The organism is Mycobacterium hainanense (genome assembly GCF_041890355.1).
GTDB lineage: Bacteria > Actinomycetota > Actinomycetes > Mycobacteriales > Mycobacteriaceae > Mycobacterium > Mycobacterium hainanense.
The window spans coordinates 3,460,362-3,479,672 of record NZ_CP169059.1 but is presented as its reverse complement, the minus strand read 5'-3'; the positions used below and the strand labels follow the sequence as shown (position 1 = coordinate 3,479,672).

The following is a 19,311-nucleotide window of genomic DNA, read 5'->3' as shown; positions in this document are numbered from 1 at the left end:
CGCCTTTTGTGAGCCCTGTGGCCGGCGCCGCCCGTCGCGTTGAGCCGTAGGAGACCTGAGTCGAATGAGACGCACACGCCGGGGCTCCGCTGCGCAGCCGGTCGCGAGGCTGGTCCGACCGGTCGTGCCATCAGTCGTGAGCGTGGCCCTGCTGCTTTGTACGCCCGGGCTCGCGCAGGGCGACCCCGCCGCCGACAGCCTGGCCGGCCTGATCGCCAACGTCGCGAAGGCCAACCAGCGCCTGGAGAATCTGAGCGCCGAAATCCAGACGGAACAGGAGAGCGTCAACAAGGCCCTGGTGGACGTCGAGACCTCCCGGGACAACGTCGCCGCGGCCCAACACGACCTGGAGACCAGTCAGCAGGCGGTCAAGGACGCCAACTCCGCGATCGCCGCGGCGCAACAGCGGTTCGACACGTTCGCGGCGGCCACCTATATGAACGGCCCCTCGAGCAGCTACCTGACCGCCACCAGCCCCGACGACATCATCGCCACCGAGGCCGCAGCCAAGACGCTGTCCGCGAGCTCGCAAACGGTGATGGCCAAGCTGCAGCGGGCGCGAACGGAACAGGTGAACAAGGAATCGGCGGCGCGGCTGGCCAAGCAGAAGGCCGACAAGGCGGCCGCCGACGCCAAGGGCAGCCAGGACGCCGCCGTGGCGGCACTGACCGATTCCAAGCGCAAGTTCGACGAACAGCGCGAACAGATCACCCGGCTGGCGGCGGAACGCGACGAGGCGCAGGCGAAACTCGAAGCCGCCCAACGGCAGTGGTCGGCCGGCCCCGCCGCGCCTTCCGCCCCGACGTCGGGCGACCGGTGGGAGACGGGCTCGCCGGGCGCCCCGGCGCCGAAGGCCGGGGCCCGTCGCTGGGACGGCGCCTGGGACCCCACCCTGCCGATGATCCCGAGCGCCAACGTCCCCGGTGACCCGATCGCGGTCATCAACCAGGTGCTGGGCATCTCGGCCACCTCCACGCAGGTCACCGCCGGACTGGGCCGCAACTTCCTGCAGCAGCTCGGCATCCTCAAGCCCGACGACACCGGCATCACCAACGCGACCCCCGGCGGGACTTCCGGGCGGATCCCGCGGGTGTACGGCCGGCAGGCCACCGAATATGTGATCCGGCGCGGCATGTCGCAGATCGGCGTGCCGTACTCCTGGGGCGGCGGCAACGCCGCCGGGCCCAGCAAGGGCATCGACTCGGGCGCGGGCATCACCGGCTTCGACTGCTCGGGCCTGGTCCTGTACTCGTTCGCCGGGGTGGGCATCAAGCTGCCGCACTACTCGGGCTCGCAGTACAACATGGGCCGCAAGATCCCGTCCTCGCAGATGCGCCGCGGTGACGTCATCTTCTACGGCCCGGGCGGCAGTCAGCACGTGACGATCTACCTCGGCGACGGGCAGATGCTCGAGGCTCCCGACATCGGGCTGAAGGTCCGCGTCGCGCCGGTGCGCACCAGCGGCATGACGCCCTACGTGGTCCGCTACATCGAGTGGTGAACGAATGAGAATCGAACGGACAGTCCTGCGTCGCAAGCGGATTCGCCTGATCAACTTCGCCTGGATCACCACCCTGGTGACCGGGCTGACCTTGGCTGTCGCCGCCCCGACGCCCGTCGCCCTGGCCGATCCCGGCGCGTGGGATCCCACCCTGCCGGCGACGATCAGCGCCGGCGCACCGGGCGATCCACTTGCCGTCGCCAACGCGTCGCTGCAGGCCACCGCCCAGGCCACCCAGACGACGATGGACCTGGGCAGACAATTCCTCGGCGGCCTCGGAATCAACATCCTGGGAGATCCGGCTCCCACCGCGGCCAGCCCCACCAACCCGGGCGGCAAGATCCCGCGGGTCTACGGCCGGCAGGCGATCGAGTACGTGATCAAGCGGATGGGGTCGCAGATGGGCGTGCCCTACTCGTGGGGCGGTGGCTCGCTCGACGGTCCGAGCAAGGGCGTCGGTGACGGCGCGAACATCACCGGCTTCGACTGCTCGGGCCTGATGCGGTACGGCTTCGCCGGGGTCGGCGTCCTGATCCCGCGGTTCTCCGGTGACCAGTACAACGCGGGCCGGCACATCCCGCCCGACCAGGCGCGGCGCGGCGACCTGATCTTCTACGGCCCGAACGGCGGCCAGCACGTGACGATGTATCTGGGCAACGGCCAGATGCTGGAGGCGTCCAGCCTCGCCGGTCACGTCACCGTCAGCCCGGTTCGCAAGCCCGGCATGACGCCGTTCCTGACTAGGATCATCGAGTACTGATCCAGGTTCGTTGCTGGCGGATCGCCCGGCTGGATGCCGGGGGCGAACCACCAGCGTCGACGGAATCCGGTGGGCCTGGAATAGTTGGACGCGGGCACGTCGCGGCCCCACGACAGTGGTGGTGCAGGCAGTCGTGTCCGAATGAGCTGTGGAGGGTTATTGATGACAGCAGCAGGTGGGCCGCCTCAGGGCGCCAGCGGTTACTCGGGCCCGGGTGGTCCTTCCGGCTCGCCGGCCCATGAAGCGCCGTCCGGCGGCGGCGGTAACGGCCTGGCCGCCGAGGTGCACACCCTGGAGCGGGCCATCTTCGAGGTCAAGCGGATCATCGTCGGTCAGGACCAGCTCGTCGAGCGGATGCTGGTCGGCCTGCTCTCCAAGGGCCACGTGTTGCTCGAAGGTGTCCCCGGCGTGGCCAAGACGCTGGCCGTCGAGACCTTCGCCAAGGTGGTGGGCGGCACGTTCGCGCGCATCCAGTTCACGCCCGACCTGGTGCCCACCGACATCATCGGTACCCGCATCTACCGGCAGGGCAAGGAAGAATTCGACACCGAGCTCGGCCCGGTGGTGGTGAACTTCCTGCTCGCCGACGAGATCAACCGCGCGCCGGCCAAGGTGCAGTCGGCGCTGCTGGAGGTCATGCAGGAACGCCACGTGTCGATCGGCGGCAAGACGTTCGACCTGCCCAACCCGTTCCTGGTGATGGCCACCCAGAACCCGATCGAGCACGAGGGCGTCTACCCGCTGCCCGAGGCTCAGCGGGACCGCTTCCTGTTCAAGATCAACGTCGGCTACCCGTCGCCCGAAGAGGAACGGGAGATCATCTACCGGATGGGCGTGCGACCGCCCGAGCCCAAGCAGATCCTGAACACCGGCGACCTGATCCGGCTGCAGGACATCGCGGCCAACAACTTCGTCCACCACGCGCTCGTCGACTACGTGGTGCGCGTCGTGACCGCCACCCGCCATCCCGAGCAGCTCGGCATGAACGACGTCAAGACCTGGATCTCGTTCGGTGCGTCCCCGCGCGCCTCGCTGGGCATCATCGCCGCGTCCCGCTCGCTGGCGCTGGTGCGCGGCCGGGATTACGTGATCCCGCAGGACGTCGTGGACGTCATCCCCGACGTGCTGCGGCACCGCCTGGTGCTCACTTACGACGCGCTCGCCGACGAGATCTCCCCGGAGATCGTCATCAACCGGGTGCTGCAGACGGTCGCCCTGCCTCAGGTCAATGCCGTTCCGCAGCAAGGGCAGTCGGTGCCCCCGGTGATGCAGCCCGCCGGCGCGGCTAGCGGTCGGTGACGAATCCCAAGCAGCCGGCGTTGCCACATCCGCCCTCGATGCAGCGCGGGCAGATCGTCGACCCGAAGCTGGCGGCGGCGCTGCGGCAACTCGAGCTGACGGTCAAGCGCAAGCTCGACGGCGTCCTGCACGGTGACCACCTCGGGCTGATCCCGGGACCGGGCTCCGAGCCGGGCGAATCGCGCGAGTACCAGCCCGGTGACGACGTCCGGCGGATGGACTGGGCCGTCACCGCGCGCACCACCCACCCCCACGTCCGGCAGATGATCGCTGACCGTGAGCTGGAAACCTGGCTGGTGGTCGACATGTCGGCCAGCCTCGACTTCGGCACCGTCGGGTGCGAGAAGCGGGACCTGGCGGTGGCGGCCGCCGCGGCGATCACATTCCTCAACAGCGGGGGCGGTAACCGGCTCGGCGCGCTGATCTCCAACGGCCAGACCACGATCCGGGTCCCGGCGCGCTCCGGGCGACAGCACGAGCAGACGCTGTTGCGCACCATCGCCACCACCCCGAGGGCGCCGGTGGGCGTGCGAGGGGATCTGGCGACGACCATCGACGCGCTGCGCCGGCCGGAACGCCGCCGCGGCATGGCGGTGATCATCAGCGACTTCCTCGGGCCGATCAACTGGATGCGTCCGCTGCGGGCGATCGCGGCGCGTCACGAAGTGCTGGCCGTCGAGGTGCTCGACCCCCGCGACGTCGAGCTGCCCGACATCGGCGACGTCGTGCTGCAGGACGCCGAATCCGGGGTCACCCGCGAGTTCACCATCGACCCTCAGCTGCGCGACGACTTCGCCAAGGCGGCCGCCGCGCACCGCGCGGAGGTGGCGCGTACCGTGCGCAGTTGCGGGGCGCCGATCCTGACCCTGCGCACCGACCGCGACTGGATCGCCGACATCGTCCGTTTCGTCGAGTCCCGCAGGCGCGGGGCGATGGCGGGACGGCAGTGACCGGCATTTTGACCGAGGCGCACAGACACACCAAGACGGTTTCGTTATGACACTGCCATTGCTCGGGCCGATCTCGCTGTCCGGCTTCGAACACTCCTGGTTCTTCCTCTTCCTGTTGGTTGTGTTCGGGCTGGCCGCGATGTACATCCTCATGCAGCTGGCCCGCCAGCGGCGCATGCTGCGCTTCGCCAACATGGAGCTGCTGGAAAGCGTTGCACCCAAACGACCTTCGCGTTGGCGGCACGTGCCGGCGATTCTGCTGGTCACGTCGCTGGTGCTGTTCACCATCGCGATGGCTGGGCCCACCAACGACGTCCGCATACCCCGCAACCGGGCGGTGGTGATGCTGGCGATCGACGTGTCGCAGTCGATGCGCGCCACCGACGTCCAGCCGAACCGGATGGCGGCCGCACAGGAGGCGGCCAAGCAATTCGCCGACGAGCTGACCCCGGGCATCAACCTCGGGTTGATCGAGTATGCGGGCACGGCCACGGTGCTGGTGTCGCCGACGACCAACCGCGACGCGACGAAGAACGCGCTGGACAAGCTGCAGTTCGCCGATCGCACCGCCACCGGAGAGGGCATCTTCACCGCGTTGCAGGCGATCGCGACGGTCGGCGCGGTGATCGGCGGCGGTGACAAACCGCCGCCGGCGCGCATCGTGTTGTTCTCCGACGGCAAGGAGACGATGCCGACCAATCCGGACAACCCGAAGGGCGCCTTCACCGCCGCGCGCACCGCCAAGGACCAGGGCGTGCCCATCTCGACCATCTCGTTTGGCACCCCGTACGGCTTCGTCGAGATCAACGACCAGCGCCAGCCGGTGCCCGTCGACGACACGACGATGAAGAAGGTCGCCGAGCTCTCCGGCGGCAGTTGGTACAACGCCGCCAGCCTCGCGGAGCTCAAGGCGGTCTACGCGACGCTGCAGCAGCAGATCGGCTACGAGACCATCAAGGGCGACGCCAGCGTGGGCTGGGTTCGGCTGGGGGCCCTGGTGTTGGCGCTCGCCGCCCTGGCCGCGCTGCTGATCAACCGCCGCCTGCCGACGTAGCCTCGGGCGCGCCCGTAACCAGGGCGACACTTCGTCTCAATCTTCGGCCTGTCGTTACGAGCGGCGCGCTCGCGCGTGGGCCACCCTGCGGATGATGTCATCGGGATGGTCTTCGGCGATGACCCGGACGACGATCCAGCCCATCCGCTCGAGCATCTCCAGCCGGCGGATGTCTTTCACGTATTGGTAGCGGTTGGCTCGATGCTGGTCGCCGTCGTACTCCGCGGCCACCTTGATTTCTTCCCAGCCCATGTCCAAATACGCCTCGGCCCAACCCCATTCGTTGCGGACGGGAATCTGCGTCTGTGGCTTGGGGAAGCCGGCCTGCAGCAACAGCAGACGTAGCCACGTCTCCTTCGGAGATTGAGCCCCACCGTCGACCAGTTCGATAGCCGCTCGCGCAGACTTCATACCGTGGTGGCCGCGGTACCGCTCAAGGAGCAGCTCAACGTCGGCCATCTTCAGTTCGGTCGCCCGGGCAAGGGCATCGATGGCGGCGACCGCGGTTCCCTTCGGATGGCGCTTCGCCAGGTCGAGGGCCGTTCGAGGCGGCGTCGTGACACGCATCCCGTCGACGACCGCGATCTCGTCGGCTTCGACGCGCTCTTCCCAGACCCGCACTCCCGCGGCCCGTCGGCGATTGCAATCGATGATCTCGGCAGGTCGCGCCGGGTCGATCCAGCGAGCACCATGGAGCGCGGCGGCCGAGAAGCCCGCCAGGATGCCGCGTCTCCGCGATCGCAGCCAGGACGCCTTGGCGCGCAAAACCGCGGTCACGTCCGCATCTCTGGGCACGTAGACGTCCCGATGCAGCGCAACGTACCGAGTTCGCAGCTCATGGCGAGTCACCAGCCGCGCGGCGCAGGCTTCACTGCCCACGAAAGGATGCGTCATGGTGAAAGTGTGCTGAGTCACACCGACAAGTCGAGGCGGTCGTAACGTGGTGGCGGAATTTCGTTCGATATCTCGCCACAGCGTTACGACCGCAGCCTGGCAGGGGGGACATTTCAACGCGACCACGGCGAGGCGCTAGGTTGGCGGGGTGACTGACACGGCCACGGAGAACACCACCGAAAGTGCCGCCACCGGCGGCAAACCCGCATTCGTATCCCGCTCAGTCCTGGTGACGGGCGGAAACCGGGGCATCGGCCTGGCGATCGCGCAGCGGCTGGCCGCCGATGGCCACAAGGTGGCCGTCACGCACCGCGGATCCGGGGCGCCCGATGGGCTGTTCGGCGTCGTGTGTGACGTCACCGACAACGAGGCCGTCGACCGCGCGTTCAAGGAGGTCGAGGAGCATCAGGGGCCGGTCGAGGTGCTGGTATCCAATGCCGGCATCTCCAAGGACGCCTTCCTGATCCGGATGACCGAGGAGCGGTTCACCGAGGTCATCAACGCCAACCTCACCGGCGCGTTCCGGGTGGCCCAGCGGGCGTCGCGCAGCATGCAGCGCAAGCGGTTCGGCCGCATCATCTTCATCGGGTCGGTGTCGGGCATGTGGGGCATCGGCAACCAGGCCAACTACGCGGCCGCCAAGGCCGGCCTGATCGGCATGGCGCGCTCGATCTCCCGCGAACTATCGAAGGCCGGGGTGACCGCCAACGTGGTCGCCCCCGGTTACATCGACACCGAGATGACCCGCGCGCTCGACGAGCGCATCCAGGCGGGCGCACTGGAATTCATCCCGGCCAAGCGGGTCGGCACCGCCGAGGACGTCGCGGGGGCGGTCAGCTTCCTGGCGTCCGAGGATGCGGGCTACATCGCCGGCGCGGTCATCCCCGTCGACGGCGGCATGGGCATGGGCCACTGAATTCACCCACGACACAAGGACATTAAGGACGGACATGGCAGGACTGCTCGAGGGCAAACGGGTTCTGGTCAGCGGGATCATCACCGACTCGTCGATCGCGTTTCACATCGCCAAGGTGGCCCAGGAGGCGGGGGCGCAGTTGGTGCTGACCGGGTTCGACCGGCTGCGGCTGATCCAGCGCATCGCCGACCGGCTGCCGGAGAAGGCCCCGCTGATCGAGCTGGACGTGCAGAACGAAAAGCACCTCGACACCCTGGCCGAGCGGGTCACCGCCGAGATCGGTGAGGGCAACAAGCTCGACGGTGTGGTGCACTCGATCGGCTTCATGCCGCAGACCGGGATGGGCATCAACCCGTTCTTCGACGCGCCCTACGAGGACGTCTCCAAGGGCATCCACATCTCCGCGTACTCGTATGCCTCGCTGGCCAAGGCGCTGCTGCCGATCATGAACCCCGGCGGGTCCATCGTCGGCATGGACTTCGACCCCAGCCGGGCCATGCCGGCCTATAACTGGATGACGGTGGCCAAGAGCGCGCTCGAATCGGTCAACCGGTTCGTGGCCCGCGAGGCCGGCAAGTTCGGCGTGCGCTCGAATCTGGTTGCGGCGGGGCCGATCCGGACCCTGGCGATGTCCGCCATCGTCGGCGGCGCGCTCGGCGAGGAGGCCGGCGCCCAGATGCAGCTACTGGAAGAGGGCTGGGACCAGCGCGCGCCGATCGGCTGGAACATGAAGGACCCCACGCCCGTGGCGAAGACGGTGTGCGCCCTGCTTTCAGACTGGTTGCCGGCCACCACCGGCACCATCATCTTCGCCGACGGCGGCGCCAGCACGCAATTGCTGTAAAAGCGGAATTGCGCGAGCCTAGAATGGAATTCGACGCCGTCCTGCTGCTGTCCTTCGGTGGACCGGAAGGCCCCGAGCAGGTGCGGCCGTTTCTGGAGAACGTCACCCGGGGCCGCAACGTGCCGCCCGAGCGCCTGGACGACGTCGCGCAGCACTACCTGCATTTCGGCGGGGTGTCACCGATCAACGGCATCAATCGCGCGCTGATCGACGAGCTGCGGGCGGAACTGAACCTGCCGATCTATTTCGGCAACCGCAACTGGGACCCCTACGTCGAAGACGCCGTTGTGGCCATGCGGGACAATGGGATTCGTCGCGCAGCCGTTTTCACCACCTCGGCGTGGAGCGGCTACTCCAGCTGCACGCAGTACACCGAGGACATCGCCCGCGCTCGGCGGGCCGCCGGGCCGGACGCCCCCGAACTGGTCAAGCTGCGACCGTACTTCGACCACCCGCTCTTCGTCGAGATGTTCGCCGGTGCCGTCGGGGCCGCCGCGCGGACCGTGCCCGACGGCGCCCGCCTGGTGTTCACCGCGCATTCTGTCCCGGTGGCCGCCGACCAGCGCCTCGGCCCCCGGCTTTACAGTCGCCAAGTCGCTTACGCCACAAGGCTGGTCGCCGCGGCGGCCGGCTACACCGAGTTCGATCTCGCCTGGCAATCCCGGTCCGGTCCGCCGCAGGTGCCCTGGTTGGAGCCCAGCGTCGAGGACCATCTCGCGGCGCTGGCCGCCTCGGGCACGAAGGCCGTCGTCGTCTGCCCGATCGGGTTCGTTGCCGACCACATCGAGGTGGTGTGGGATCTCGACGAGGAATTGCGCGCCCAGGCCGAGGCGACGGGTTTGGCGTTCGCCCGGGCCGCCACGCCCAACGCCGATCGCCGATTCGCCAGGCTCGCAGCCGATTTGATCGACGAACTGCGCACGGGTCGCCACCCCACCAGGGTGGCCGGCCTCGACCCGGTATCCGGTTGTCTCGCCAGCGTGAACGGCGAGCCGTGCCGTCCGCCGCACTGCGTCGCGACCGAAACCGCCAAGCCGGCTGGCTAGTGCTAGTCAGCCCACGCGGAGTGCAGGATCGCCGTGACGGCGGCCATCCGCGCCGAACGCACGACCGCGGTGAGCGGGCGTAACGCGTCACTGGCGATGCGCGCCTCCGAAGAAGATTGCGTCCCATACGGTTCCGGAACGGCGACGACGGGAGCCGTGAAGCGATCCGGCGAGTCGGGGGAGCGACTGAGTCCGGCGCTGACCGCGATGATGGCGTCGACGTGCGCGGCGTTCTCCAGCACGCGCAACGCGCGGGACGGCGCATGGTCGGGAATCCGGTGCTGCCGTGCGGTTTCCAGCAACTGCTCGACGAGTCCGCGCGGATCCTCGACATCGGCCGCGGCTGATCCCAGGCCGATGGCGCCGAGCGCGTCGGCGGCCGACCGGACCGCGGAGCGCAACGTGTATTCGGCGTCCCCGAGATCGTGGTGGTCGAGCACCGGCGCGGCCGGCAGGGAGTACACCGTCCAGGACAGCGCGCACAATTCCGGGAAGTCCGTCGCCTCTTCGTCGTAGGAGAACTCGGGCACCAGCCCGACGGCGGTGGCGGGATCGTTGGGGTTGGCGACGATGATCGCCTCGCCCGCCGCCAGGGCGTCGCGTTCGAACTGCGTTCCCGGGGCCAGACCCCGCACGTCGCCGGGCACGGGCAAAAGCACATTGATGTTTCCGAGCAGCCGCCCCGAGCCGCCCGCGGTGGGGGCCGATCGGCCGACCGCGGCCCGCAGCGTCTGCAGCAGCGTCACCGTCCCGGCGTCGTTCACATCCGGCCACGGCAGCCCGGTGTGGCCCGCGGCGACCGCATCATACGCGGTGACCGATTGCTTTGCAGCCCATACCGATAACGCGTCCAAGACGTCGTCGGGCGCGGCCTTGCCCGCGAGCCAGGCATTGGCCCACAGGGAGAGCGAGACACTGGGACACCACACGATTCCGCAGTGTAGTTGTTTTGCCCGGCAAAGGCGGATCACGCGTATTCTGACCGCATGCACGCTGCGGTGCTCTGGCTAATATTCGCGCTGGTGCTTGCCGGTGCGGAGGCGCTCACCGGCCATATGTTTTTGGTGATGCTCGGCGGTGGGGCGGTGGCGGCGGCAATCACCAGCTGGCTGACGGACTGGCCCGGCTGGTCGAACGGGATGGTGTTTCTCATCGTCTCCGTCCTGCTGTTGGCGCTGGTTCGCCCGGCGCTGCGGCGGCGACTGACACCAGCGCACGCGCCGCGCCTGGGTATCGAGGCGCTCGAGGGCAAGAATGCGCTGGTGCTCGAGCGGATTGGCCGCGACGAGGGTCAGGTGAAGCTCGACGGGGAGGTGTGGACGGCGCGTCCCCTCAACGAGGGCGATGTCTACGAACCGGGGGAGTCGGTGACCGTCTTGCAGATCGACGGCGCCACGGCGGTGGTCTTCAAAAGCAGTCCATAACGGATGCGCGAGGCGCTGTGAGAGACCCTGGTAGAGAAAGGAACTGCCGTGCAAGGTGCGGTTGCAGGTCTGGTGTTGTTAGCCGTCCTGGTGATATTCGCCATAATCGTGGTGGCCAAGTCGGTCGCCCTGATCCCGCAGGCCGAGGCCGCGGTGATCGAGCGGCTGGGGCGGTATAGCCGGACGGTCAGCGGTCAGCTGACGTTGTTGGTGCCGTTCATCGACCGGGTGCGCGCCCGGGTCGACCTGCGCGAGCGGGTGGTGTCGTTCCCGCCGCAGCCGGTGATCACCGAGGACAACCTGACGCTGAACATCGACACCGTGGTCTACTTCCAGGTCACCGTCCCGCAGGCCGCCGTCTACGAGATCAGTAACTACATCGTCGGCGTCGAGCAGCTGACCACCACCACCCTGCGCAACGTGGTCGGTGGAATGACGCTCGAGCAAACGCTGACCTCCCGCGACATGATCAACGGCCAGCTGCGCGGCGTCCTCGACGAGGCAACGGGCCGCTGGGGCCTGCGGGTCGCGCGGGTCGAGCTGCGCAGCATCGACCCGCCGCCGTCGATCCAGGCCTCGATGGAAAAGCAGATGAAGGCCGACCGCGAGAAGCGGGCGATGATCCTGACCGCCGAAGGCAACCGGCAGGCCGCGATCACCCAGGCCGAGGGGGCCAAGCAGGCGCAGATCCTGGCGGCCGAGGGGGCCAAACAGGCCGCGATCCTGGCCGCCGAGGCCGACCGGCAATCCCGCATGCTGCGCGCCCAGGGTGAGCGCGCCGCGGCCTACCTGCAGGCGCAGGGGCAGGCCAAAGCCATCGAGAAGACGTTCGCCGCGATCAAGGCCGGCAGGCCCACCCCGGAGATGCTCGCGTACCAGTACCTGCAGACCCTGCCGGAGATGGCCCGCGGTGACGCCAACAAGGTGTGGGTGGTGCCGAGCGACTTCAGCGCGGCGTTGCAGGGATTCACCAAGCTGCTGGGCGCCCCCGGCGAGGACGGCGTGTTCAGGTTCCAGCCGTCACCGGTCGAGGACGCACCCAAGCACAGCGCCGACGACGACGCCGACATCGCCGACTGGTTCTCCGCCGAGACCGACCCCGCGATCGCGCAGGCGGTGGCCAAGGCGGAGGCGATCGCCCGTCAGCCCGTGGATGGCACGACGCCCGGGACGCCGCCTCAGTTGGCCCAATAGGATTGCTCCATGAGCGTTTTCACTTCGCCGAAGACCTACGTCGCGCTCGGCGCGTTCCATGCCGTGGACGCGTTGGCGTGCGGCGTCCAGGTGGCTCCGATCAAGAAGGTTCTGGACGACGTCGGGCTGCCGGAAAACGTCCGGCCCGTGCTGCCGGTGGTCAAGGCGGCCGCCGCGGTGGGATTGCTGTCGGTCACCCGTTTCCCCGCCCTGGCGAGGCTGACGACGGCGATGCTGACGCTCTATTTCGTCTTGGCGCTCGGCGCGCACATCCGGGTGCGGGACAAGGTCGCCAACGCGCTTCCGGCGGCGGTGTTCCTGGCCACCTTCGCCGTCATGACGGCGAAGGGTCCCGACCGCAGCTAGTTATATGGCGAGGCGCAGCTCGACCAACGGCAACGGGGCGCCGGTGTCGGTGATCGACGCGCCAAGCGTGCCCTCCAGCACGGGCCGCATCCGCTCCCACGCCTTGGGGTGACGGCGGCCGCCGCCACGATTTTGTTGATCGTGACGGCGGCAGGCCGGTCAGCTATGTGGCGCAGGGGAGGGCGGCGGCGGTGGCGGGAAGGCCTCACCCGGCGGAGGGGGGACGAAGCCTCGCGGGGGACCGGGCGGCCCGGGCGGCGGCGCGACCCCGAATCCGCCGGGCATGGGCCCGCCCATCGGCGGGGGCGGTGGGCCCTGATGCAGCGCCATCATCGGCGGCGGACCCGGCAGCGGCGGCGGACCGGGCGGGCCCACGCTGATGATCCAGGCGAAGGCAATCGCCACGATGGTTCCGACGGCGCCGATCAGCGCGCCCGCCACCCCGGCGCCGACCACGACGCCCGTGGCGTAGCGGCGGGGCTCACGTGGTTGGGGTGCCGCCGGCGGCGGCGGATTGGTGTCGATCTCGTCGTTTGTGGTCATGGCATCGGACGGTAGGAGCCGGATCTGAAGTGGACCTGAAGAAACCGTGGCCCTTCCGTCACGTCTGTCACCAGCGACCGCTTCAGGTTGGTTTCAGCACCGGCGTCGACAATGGAATCATGACGAACTGCCCGCGCGCGGCGGCCGGCCACTTCAGCGTCGGTGCGCCGCGGGTTCTGGTGGTCGAGGACTCCGAGACGATCCGCGAGATGGTGAGCGAGGCGCTCACCGACGTCGGCTATCACACCGTCGGCCGTTGCGACGGCGATGGGTTGGAGGAGGTGCTCGACGGGCTCCGGCCGGATCTGGTGGTGCTCGACGTCATGCTGCCGGGACGCGACGGCTTCGACCTCATCGACGTCATCCGCGACTGGGGCGACGTGGGGATCGTCTTGATCACGGCGCGCGACGGCTTGCACGATCGGCTGCGCGGCCTGGACGGTGGGGCCGACGACTACGTGATCAAACCCTTCGAGCTGGCCGAACTGGTGTCACGTGTCGGCGCGGTTCTGCGCCGGCGCGGACGGCTGCCGCAGGTCGTCCAGGTCGGCGATCTGATGCTGGATGCCGACGCCGGAGTGGCCGCGCGCGCCGGCAGTCGCCTCGATCTGACCGCGACCGAGCTGCGCCTGCTGGCTTTCCTGGTGGAGCAGCGCGGCCGCATCGTCAGCGCCGGCCAGATCATGAACGCGGTGTGGGGGTACGACGCCTACGACCCCAACCTGGTCCAGGTGCATGTCAGTGGATTGCGGCGCAAGCTCGAAGCCCACGGGCCGCGGATCCTGCACACCGTTCGCGGCATCGGCTACCGGTTGCAGCCGCAGCGATCATGACGGCCGCCCCCGCGACTCGGACCCCGTCGCTGCAGCGCCGGGTGACGCTGGTGGTGGTGGCGTTGCTCGCGCTGCTGCTGGTGCTGCTCGGCGTGACCGTCGACCTCAGCCTGGGCGTCCTCGCCCGCAGGAACTTGCACGACCGGCTGCTCGCCGCCGCATCCCGGGCCGAGGCGTTGGACGCCGCGCACACCTCGCCCGATCTGCTGGCGGCCGAACTCAACGGCGGCGGTGTGCGAGCCTTGCTGATCACCGCCGACGGCGCAACATACGGCGACCGCGGCATCAGCCCCGATACCGTCGCCGGTCCCGTTGTCCCGCCGCCCCTTCCGCCCCCGCCACCCTTTGGTCCACCACCGCCGTTCGCGCCCGGCCCGAACTTCCAGCCGCCCGGCCTTCCGCCGTGGCCACCGCCGCCCCCACCCCCGCCGCCCCCGCCGGACGCCACCGCGACGGCCGTGGTGCGCCCGCTGCCGGATGGCTCCCGGGTGATCCTGGTCGCCGACACGACGCAGACCACCCAGGTAACCCACCAGCTGCGCCTGCTGATGATCGGGGCCGGTGCGGTAACGCTCCTGACCGCGGCGCTGTTGTTGATTGCGGTCAGCAGGGTGGCGCTGCGCCCGCTGGACCGGTTGACGGCGCTGGCGAACGACATCAGGACCGGCGATCGCGGGCGACGGCTGCGCCCGGACCGCGCTGACACCGAATTGGGCCGCGCCGCAACAGCTTTCGACGGGATGCTGGACGCGTTGGAGGCCTCCGAAAAGCGCGCCCGGCTGGCCGCGGACGCCGCCCAGCGCGCCGAGAGCGCCACCCGGCGCTTCCTCGTCGACGCCGCCCACGAGCTGCGCACCCCGATCGCCGGAATCCAGGTCGCCGCCGAACAGCTCGCCAACAACGCCTCCGCGGATCGGGGGGACGACCTGGCGCAGGGGCAATATCACCGGGCCAGCCTGCTGCTGTCCGACGCCCGCCGCGCCGGCCGGCTGGTCTCGGACATGCTCGATCTGAGTCGCATCGACGCGGGGCTGGCGTTGGACGCCCGTGACGTCGACCTGGCCGCGATCGCGGACGCCGAAGCCGACCGGGCCGCCATGCTGGCGCCGCAGCTCACCATCAGTCGCACCGGCGCGGCCAACCTCGCGGTCAACGCGGACCCCACCCGGCTCGCGCAGATCTTGTCGAACTTGCTCGACAACGCACGCCGCTACACCCCGGCCGGAGGCGCGATCACGGTCGACGTCCGGCGCGATGACGGCGCCGCCGCGGTGACCGTCACCGACAGCGGCCCCGGGATTGCCGACGACGAGCGCGAGCGAGTCTTCGAGCGCCTGGTGCGCCTGGACGCCGGGCGCGGCCGGGATCACGGCGGCGCCGGACTGGGCCTACCGATCGCGCGGGCGCTGGCCCGAGCCCACGGAGGAGAGCTGGTGTGCGTGCCGCACGAGGGCGGTGCCCAGTTCCGCCTCACCCTGCCGGCCGTCGCGGCGGCCGACCGTAGCGGCGAGCGGTGACCGCCCCAGCTGAGGCGGCCACCGCTCGGTACAGCTAGCGCAGTCGGCGTCAGAACCCCGGCGGCGGCGGACGGAACGGTCCCCCCGGGGCCCCCGGCGGCGGCGGTCCAGCCGGTCCCCCCGGCGGTGGCGGCGGTCCACCCGGTCCACCGGGCCCACCCGGACCCGGCCCCCAGGGTTGTCCCGGCGGTGGGGGCGGCGGCGGATCGGCACTGGCCGCCGCGGCACCGAAGCCGGCCACGGCCGCCCCAAGGGCACCGGCCAGCATCGAACCGGCGATGAGTTGTTTGATCTTCACTGGGCCCATCTCTCCTCTCAGGCGGCAATCAATCACCCGTTGGGTGTGCCATGCGGCGCACCGCAACGGCAGCGACAGTAAGAAGTGAGCCTGAAGCCGACCTGAAGATGCTGCGGGCGGCGGTCTTTCAGCCCGCGGCGGACGGCGCCGTGGTCACGGTGGTCAGCCGCCACTTGTCCAGCCAGGGCTGGACGAGCTCGGCCACCGAGAACCTGGCCGGGGCCGAACATCCGGCCTTGGGGGTGTTCGGGATACCCCCGCGGATGAGGATGCCGACGGCGCGAACGGTGCCGTCGCCTGCGTTGAGATACACCGGGCCGCCGGAGTCGCCGCACTGGCCGGGCGCCAAGAACACGACCTTGCTCTTGGTGACTTCGGTGATCTGTCCGCAGGTGGCCCCGCCGGAGCCCATGCCGAACTTGCAGAGCTCCTGGCCGATGCGCAGGTTGGTGGCGACGCCCGAGACCGGTAGGGAGGCCCCGATAGCCGCGCTCTGCGGGATGTTGTCGCCACCCAGCAGGACCAGGCCGATGTCGTGCTGTTCGTTGTGGACGCCCTCGTTGACCGTCTGGCTGAACGTGCCGACCGCCGCGTAGGGCAGGACGCCGCCCAGGTTCATCGTCACCTTGCCGGGCCCACCCGGGCGGTTGCAGTGGCCGGCGGTGAGAACTCCGGCCTCGCCGGCGGCGGTATGGACCAAAAACCCTGCGGTGCAACCCATTCCGCCCGAGCCGTCGGCGTACTCGACGAAGATGCCCGCGCCGGGGCCGATGGCGCTCGATGCGGGCAGGTCGATCGGCGCCAGAGCCGGCGGTGGGGTCAGTTCGCGGGCCGCGTCGTTCCTGGACAGCTGGGTAACGGCGGCGACGAAGGCCAGGGCGCACAACAACGCCGCGATCGCCAGCAACGCGGAATGCATCCTGGCGCGTTGCGGCAGCGGGTACTGCGCGTGGGTTCCGGCCAACACCCCCCCTGAGCGCGCGATGCCGGTAGGTCTGTGGGCCCTAGCTTGCCAGCTTCGGCGCACCAGCCGTGGCGATTAGCCGGATCTGGTCAGCGAACGGTGGCCGGCTCGGGGGAGGGCTCGTCGTCGACGGGACTGTGGGCCCGGCGATGGTGCCGGCGGAAATGGCGGATCTCGATGACCAGGCCCGTCAAACCCAATGTCGCCGTGCACAGCGACACCAGGTAGAGCAGCGAGTTGGGGTGTCCGGCGAGGGCGTCGCCGAGGATCACCACGGCGGCGGTGCCGGGCAGCAGGCCGCCCAGCGTCGCCAGCGTGTACGGCAGCAGGCGCACCGTCGACGCGCCGGCGGCGTAGTTGATCGCCGAGAACGGCACCGCCGGAATCAGCCGCAGCGACAGGATGGCCAGCCAACCCCGTTGGCGCAGGCGCTCGTCGACCGTGTCGATCGACCGGTGGCGCACCAGGCGGTTCAGCCGCCACCCGGCCGCCCGCACCAGCAGCATCGCGATCACCGCGCTCGCGGTGCTGGCGCCGACGGCGAGCGCCACCCCGAGCAGCGGGCCGAACAGCAGGCCGGCGGCCAGCGTGAACGCCGTGCGCGGGACCGGGACCACGGTCGCCACGATGTGAGCGCCGAGGAACGCCAGCGGGAACCACGGGCCGACCGACTGGGCCCAGTCCCGCATCTGCACGGGCGTGGGCAGGGGAAGCCATGACACCGCGGCGATCAGGAGTGTGATACCGACCACTGTGGCGATCGCCCGGGGCCGCGACAGCAGGCGCGCGGTCGCGCCCAGCGTGCCGCCGAGGTCGCGCAGAGCGCGGTTGATTCTGCAGGTGGCGGGAGCCGTCACGCCTGTAAAGGTTACGTGCCCGAGGTGAATAACTCGTTTCCCGAGGCTGGCGTTTCGCCGCCGCGCCGCCACGCTCGTCGCGCCGCGCGGTTTTCTGCCGACAGGCCCGATCAATTAGCCTCATTAGTAAGTCGCAGGCCCCATTTGCTGGGAAAAAGGGAGCAATCGGTGTCCATTGATGTACCCGAGCTCGCCGAACTAGAACAGGTTCGCGGGCGTTGGCGCAACGCGGTCGCCGGTGTGCTATCGAAAAGCACCCGGAAGGACCCCGAGGAGCTCGGGGACCAGCCCGAGCGGCTGTTGGAAACCCCGACCTATGACGGCATCGCGATCCGGGCGCTGTACACGGCGCTGGACGAGCTGCCGGAACCACCGCTGCCGGGCGAGTGGCCGTACGTGCGGGGCGCGGACGCGTTGCGCGACGTCAAGTCCGGTTGGAAGGTGGCCGAGGCGTTTCCGGCCGACCGCGTCGCCGGGGTGGCGGCCAAGGACGTGAACGCGGCGGTGCTCGAGGCGCTCGGCAACGGGGCGAGCGCGCTCGTGCTGCGGGTGGGGCAGTCCGGCGTGACCGCCGACCAGCTCGAGGAAAGTTTGGCCGGGGTGTACCTGAGCATGGCACCGGTCATCATCGACGCGGGCGCGGACTACTCCACGGCCGCCGACGTGATGTTGGCGCTGGCGGCGGGCGTGGAGGCGGATCAGCGCGAACTGGTGTCGATCGACCTGGGCGGCGACCCGCTCACCGCGGCGCTGAGCGAGCGTCCCGCACCAACGCTCGACGAGGTCGTCACGGTCGCCAAGCGCGCGGCCGGGGACCGCGGCGTGCGTGCCATCACCGTCGACGGGCCGGCCTTCCACAACCTGGGCGCCAACGCGACGTGGGAGCTGGCCGGCACCGTGGCCGCCGGAGTGGACTATCTGCGGCGGCTCACCGAATCGGGCGTGCCGGTCGGCGAGGCGTTGCGGCAGATCAGTTTCCGGCTGGCCGCCGACGACGACCAGTTCGTCACGCTCGCCAAGATGCGGACCGTGCGTCGCCTGTGGGCGCGGGTGGCCGAGGTCGTCGGCGACCCGGACGGCGGCGCCGTCGTCGTGCACGCCGAAACGTCGCTGCCGATGATGACCCAACGCGACCCGTGGGTGAACATGCTGCGCTGCACCCTGGCCGCATTCGGCGCGGGCGTCGGCGGCGCCGACACCGTGCTGGTGCTGCCGTTCGACGTGGCGATCCCGGGCGGCTTCCCAGGCACGGCGAGAAGCTTCGCGCGCCGGATCGCGCGCAACAGCCAGCTGCTGCTGCTGGAGGAGTCGCACGTCGGCCGGGTGCTGGACCCGGCCGGCGGGTCGTGGTTCGTCGAGGACCTCACCGCGCGGCTCGCGGAGCAAGCCTGGGAGCACTTCCAGGCCATTGAGGCCCACGGCGGTTTCGTCGAGGCGCGCGACTACGTCGCCGGTCAGATCGCCGAAGTGGCCGCGCGACGCGCCGACGACATCGCGCATCGGCGCACCGCGATCACCGGCGTCAACGAGTTCCCGAATCTGGCGGAACCGGCACTGCCGCAAGACGATTCGTCAAGGTCGCCGCTGGCCGCGGGCCACCTGCAGCGCTATGCCGCGGCGTTCGAGGCGCTACGCGATCGTTCCGACGCTTTCCTGGCCCGCACCGGTGCGCGACCGCGAGCGCTGCTGCTGCCGCTGGGCCCGCTGGCCGAGCACAACATCCGGGCCACCTTCGCCGTCAACCTGCTGGCCTCGGGGGGCATCGAGGCCGTCAACCCCGGAACCGTCGACGCCGCGGGCGTCGCGAAGGCCGTCGCCGACGCCGGGGCGCCCCACGCGGCGGTCATCTGCGGCACCGACAAGCGCTACGGGGAGGAAGCCGCGGCGATCGTCGAGGCGGCCCGGGCCGCGGGGGTTTCGCGGGTCTATCTGGCCGGGCCGGAAAAGGCCCTGGGCGACGCCGAGCACCGGCCCGACGAGTTCCTGACCGCGAAAATCAATGCGGTCGAAGCCCTTTCGAACCTGCTCACTCGACTGGGAGCCTAGCCGCG

At 69.8% G+C, this 19,311-nt stretch carries 20 protein-coding genes and 1 pseudogene; 14 read left to right on the top strand and 7 right to left on the bottom strand.

The window, feature by feature from the left end; all coding sequences use genetic code 11:
* The first annotated feature begins 64 nt into the window (after nucleotides 1-64).
* The 5 genes from ripA (at nucleotide 65) to ACEL92_RS15945 (ending at nucleotide 5,564) form a co-directional block, all read left to right on the top strand.
* Entirely contained in the window at nucleotides 65-1,501 is a 1,437-nt protein-coding gene (gene ripA, locus ACEL92_RS15965) for an NlpC/P60 family peptidoglycan endopeptidase RipA (protein WP_374021703.1), read from the top strand.
* A 4-nt stretch (nucleotides 1,502-1,505) separates the two neighbouring features.
* Entirely contained in the window at nucleotides 1,506-2,261 is a 756-nt protein-coding gene (gene ripB / locus ACEL92_RS15960; RefSeq protein WP_374021702.1) for an NlpC/P60 family peptidoglycan endopeptidase RipB, read from the top strand.
* Nucleotides 2,262-2,423: 162 nt separating this feature from the next.
* Nucleotides 2,424-3,560: an AAA family ATPase gene (locus ACEL92_RS15955; protein WP_374021701.1), complete on the top strand. Its 1,137-nt coding sequence runs from the start codon at nucleotides 2,424-2,426 to the stop codon at nucleotides 3,558-3,560.
* The gene (locus ACEL92_RS15950) at nucleotides 3,557-4,510 is read left to right on the top strand and encodes a DUF58 domain-containing protein (RefSeq protein WP_374021700.1); all 954 of its coding nucleotides are present in this window, start codon (nucleotides 3,557-3,559) and stop codon (nucleotides 4,508-4,510) included. The genes ACEL92_RS15955 and ACEL92_RS15950 overlap by 4 nt, the downstream gene beginning before the upstream one ends.
* Nucleotides 4,511-4,556: 46 nt before the next feature.
* Nucleotides 4,557-5,564: a VWA domain-containing protein gene (locus ACEL92_RS15945; protein ID WP_374021699.1), complete on the top strand. Its 1,008-nt coding sequence runs from the start codon at nucleotides 4,557-4,559 to the stop codon at nucleotides 5,562-5,564.
* Nucleotides 5,565-5,618: 54 nt separating this feature from the next.
* Here ACEL92_RS15945 and ACEL92_RS15940 read toward each other — a convergent pair whose 3' ends face one another.
* Complete coding sequence (locus tag ACEL92_RS15940) at nucleotides 5,619-6,458, bottom strand: hypothetical protein (RefSeq protein ID WP_374021698.1); 840 nt, start codon at nucleotides 6,456-6,458, stop codon at nucleotides 5,619-5,621.
* A gap of 148 nt (nucleotides 6,459-6,606) precedes the next feature.
* On the opposite strand from ACEL92_RS15940, the gene fabG1 reads away from it, so the two are divergent.
* Genes fabG1 through ACEL92_RS15925 form a run of 3 tightly spaced genes read left to right on the top strand, consistent with a single transcriptional unit; the run spans nucleotide 6,607 to nucleotide 9,264 of the window.
* Nucleotides 6,607-7,374 (top strand): 3-oxoacyl-ACP reductase FabG1, encoded by a 768-nt coding sequence (gene fabG1, locus ACEL92_RS15935; protein WP_374021697.1) that lies wholly within the window; start codon nucleotides 6,607-6,609, stop codon nucleotides 7,372-7,374.
* A 34-nt stretch (nucleotides 7,375-7,408) separates the two neighbouring features.
* Entirely contained in the window at nucleotides 7,409-8,218 is an 810-nt protein-coding gene (gene inhA, locus ACEL92_RS15930; RefSeq protein WP_067311115.1) for an NADH-dependent enoyl-ACP reductase InhA, read from the top strand.
* Between the two features lie 23 nt (nucleotides 8,219-8,241).
* A complete protein-coding gene (locus tag ACEL92_RS15925) occupies nucleotides 8,242-9,264 on the top strand; it encodes a ferrochelatase (protein WP_374021696.1) in 1,023 nt (340 codons plus the stop codon).
* Nucleotides 9,265-9,266: 2 nt separating this feature from the next.
* Here the strand turns inward: ACEL92_RS15925 and ACEL92_RS15920 are convergent, their stop codons facing one another.
* Complete coding sequence (locus ACEL92_RS15920) at nucleotides 9,267-10,193, bottom strand: hypothetical protein (RefSeq protein ID WP_374021695.1); 927 nt, start codon at nucleotides 10,191-10,193, stop codon at nucleotides 9,267-9,269.
* A 57-nt stretch (nucleotides 10,194-10,250) separates the two neighbouring features.
* Here ACEL92_RS15920 and ACEL92_RS15915 point away from each other — a divergent pair, with 57 nt between their 5' ends.
* The 3 genes from ACEL92_RS15915 to ACEL92_RS15905 are packed head-to-tail and all read left to right on the top strand — an operon-like array spanning nucleotide 10,251 to nucleotide 12,248.
* The gene (locus tag ACEL92_RS15915; RefSeq protein ID WP_374021694.1) at nucleotides 10,251-10,688 is read left to right on the top strand and encodes an NfeD family protein; all 438 of its coding nucleotides are present in this window, start codon (nucleotides 10,251-10,253) and stop codon (nucleotides 10,686-10,688) included.
* 48 nt (nucleotides 10,689-10,736) lie between these two features.
* Nucleotides 10,737-11,882, top strand: a complete 1,146-nt coding sequence (locus ACEL92_RS15910) for an SPFH domain-containing protein (RefSeq protein ID WP_374021693.1) — start codon at nucleotides 10,737-10,739, stop codon at nucleotides 11,880-11,882.
* Between the two features lie 9 nt (nucleotides 11,883-11,891).
* A complete protein-coding gene (locus ACEL92_RS15905) occupies nucleotides 11,892-12,248 on the top strand; it encodes a DoxX family protein (protein WP_374021692.1) in 357 nt (118 codons plus the stop codon).
* Here the strand turns inward: ACEL92_RS15905 and ACEL92_RS15900 are convergent.
* Nucleotides 12,249-12,362: pseudogene (locus ACEL92_RS15900) on the bottom strand (nitroreductase family deazaflavin-dependent oxidoreductase); the annotation flags it as partial. It lies immediately after the preceding gene.
* A 45-nt stretch (nucleotides 12,363-12,407) separates the two neighbouring features.
* Nucleotides 12,408-12,791: a hypothetical protein gene (locus ACEL92_RS15895; RefSeq protein ID WP_374021691.1), complete on the bottom strand. Its 384-nt coding sequence runs from the start codon at nucleotides 12,789-12,791 to the stop codon at nucleotides 12,408-12,410.
* Nucleotides 12,792-12,910: 119 nt separating this feature from the next.
* On the opposite strand from ACEL92_RS15895, the gene ACEL92_RS15890 reads away from it, so the two are divergent.
* Nucleotides 12,911-13,624 carry a response regulator transcription factor gene (locus tag ACEL92_RS15890; protein ID WP_374021690.1) on the top strand — a complete coding sequence of 238 codons (714 nt, stop codon included), beginning with the start codon at nucleotides 12,911-12,913 and terminating at the stop codon, nucleotides 13,622-13,624.
* Entirely contained in the window at nucleotides 13,621-15,141 is a 1,521-nt protein-coding gene (locus ACEL92_RS15885) for a sensor histidine kinase (RefSeq protein WP_374021689.1), read from the top strand. Before ACEL92_RS15890 ends, ACEL92_RS15885 begins: the two co-directional genes overlap by 4 nt.
* Before the next feature lie 49 nt (nucleotides 15,142-15,190).
* Here the strand turns inward: ACEL92_RS15885 and ACEL92_RS15880 are convergent, their stop codons facing one another.
* The 3 genes from ACEL92_RS15880 to ACEL92_RS15870 all read right to left on the bottom strand — a co-directional run bounded on the left by ACEL92_RS15880 (nucleotide 15,191) and on the right by ACEL92_RS15870 (nucleotide 17,260).
* Nucleotides 15,191-15,439: a hypothetical protein gene (locus ACEL92_RS15880; protein WP_374021688.1), complete on the bottom strand. Its 249-nt coding sequence runs from the start codon at nucleotides 15,437-15,439 to the stop codon at nucleotides 15,191-15,193.
* 127 nt (nucleotides 15,440-15,566) lie between these two features.
* The gene (locus tag ACEL92_RS15875) at nucleotides 15,567-16,358 is read right to left on the bottom strand and encodes an endopeptidase (protein ID WP_374026239.1); all 792 of its coding nucleotides are present in this window, start codon (nucleotides 16,356-16,358) and stop codon (nucleotides 15,567-15,569) included.
* Nucleotides 16,359-16,492: 134 nt separating this feature from the next.
* Nucleotides 16,493-17,260: a TVP38/TMEM64 family protein gene (locus ACEL92_RS15870; RefSeq protein WP_374021687.1), complete on the bottom strand. Its 768-nt coding sequence runs from the start codon at nucleotides 17,258-17,260 to the stop codon at nucleotides 16,493-16,495.
* Between the two features lie 168 nt (nucleotides 17,261-17,428).
* Between ACEL92_RS15870 and mutA the strand changes: the two genes are divergently transcribed.
* Entirely contained in the window at nucleotides 17,429-19,306 is a 1,878-nt protein-coding gene (mutA, locus tag ACEL92_RS15865; RefSeq protein WP_374021686.1) for a methylmalonyl-CoA mutase small subunit, read from the top strand.
* Nucleotides 19,307-19,311: the final 5 nt, after the last annotated feature.

Bases quoted from the DNA above. Each gene is read 5' to 3' on its own strand.
- ripA (WP_374021703.1), top strand. From the start codon at position 65: ATGAGACGCACACGCCGGGGCTCCGCTGCGCAGCCGGTCGCGAGGCTG.
- ripB (WP_374021702.1), top strand. From the start codon at position 1,506: ATGAGAATCGAACGGACAGTCCTGCGTCGCAAGCGGATTCGCCTGATC.
- ACEL92_RS15955 (WP_374021701.1), top strand. From the start codon at position 2,424: ATGACAGCAGCAGGTGGGCCGCCTCAGGGCGCCAGCGGTTACTCGGGC.
- ACEL92_RS15945 (WP_374021699.1), top strand. From the start codon at position 4,557: ATGACACTGCCATTGCTCGGGCCGATCTCGCTGTCCGGCTTCGAACAC.
- ACEL92_RS15940 (WP_374021698.1), bottom strand. From the start codon at position 6,458: ATGACGCATCCTTTCGTGGGCAGTGAAGCCTGCGCCGCGCGGCTGGTG.
- inhA (WP_067311115.1), top strand. From the start codon at position 7,409: ATGGCAGGACTGCTCGAGGGCAAACGGGTTCTGGTCAGCGGGATCATC.
- ACEL92_RS15925 (WP_374021696.1), top strand. From the start codon at position 8,242: ATGGAATTCGACGCCGTCCTGCTGCTGTCCTTCGGTGGACCGGAAGGC.
- ACEL92_RS15915 (WP_374021694.1), top strand. From the start codon at position 10,251: ATGCACGCTGCGGTGCTCTGGCTAATATTCGCGCTGGTGCTTGCCGGT.
- ACEL92_RS15905 (WP_374021692.1), top strand. From the start codon at position 11,892: ATGAGCGTTTTCACTTCGCCGAAGACCTACGTCGCGCTCGGCGCGTTC.
- ACEL92_RS15895 (WP_374021691.1), bottom strand. From the start codon at position 12,791: ATGACCACAAACGACGAGATCGACACCAATCCGCCGCCGCCGGCGGCA.
- ACEL92_RS15890 (WP_374021690.1), top strand. From the start codon at position 12,911: ATGACGAACTGCCCGCGCGCGGCGGCCGGCCACTTCAGCGTCGGTGCG.
- ACEL92_RS15885 (WP_374021689.1), top strand. From the start codon at position 13,621: ATGACGGCCGCCCCCGCGACTCGGACCCCGTCGCTGCAGCGCCGGGTG.
- ACEL92_RS15875 (WP_374026239.1), bottom strand. From the start codon at position 16,358: ATGCATTCCGCGTTGCTGGCGATCGCGGCGTTGTTGTGCGCCCTGGCC.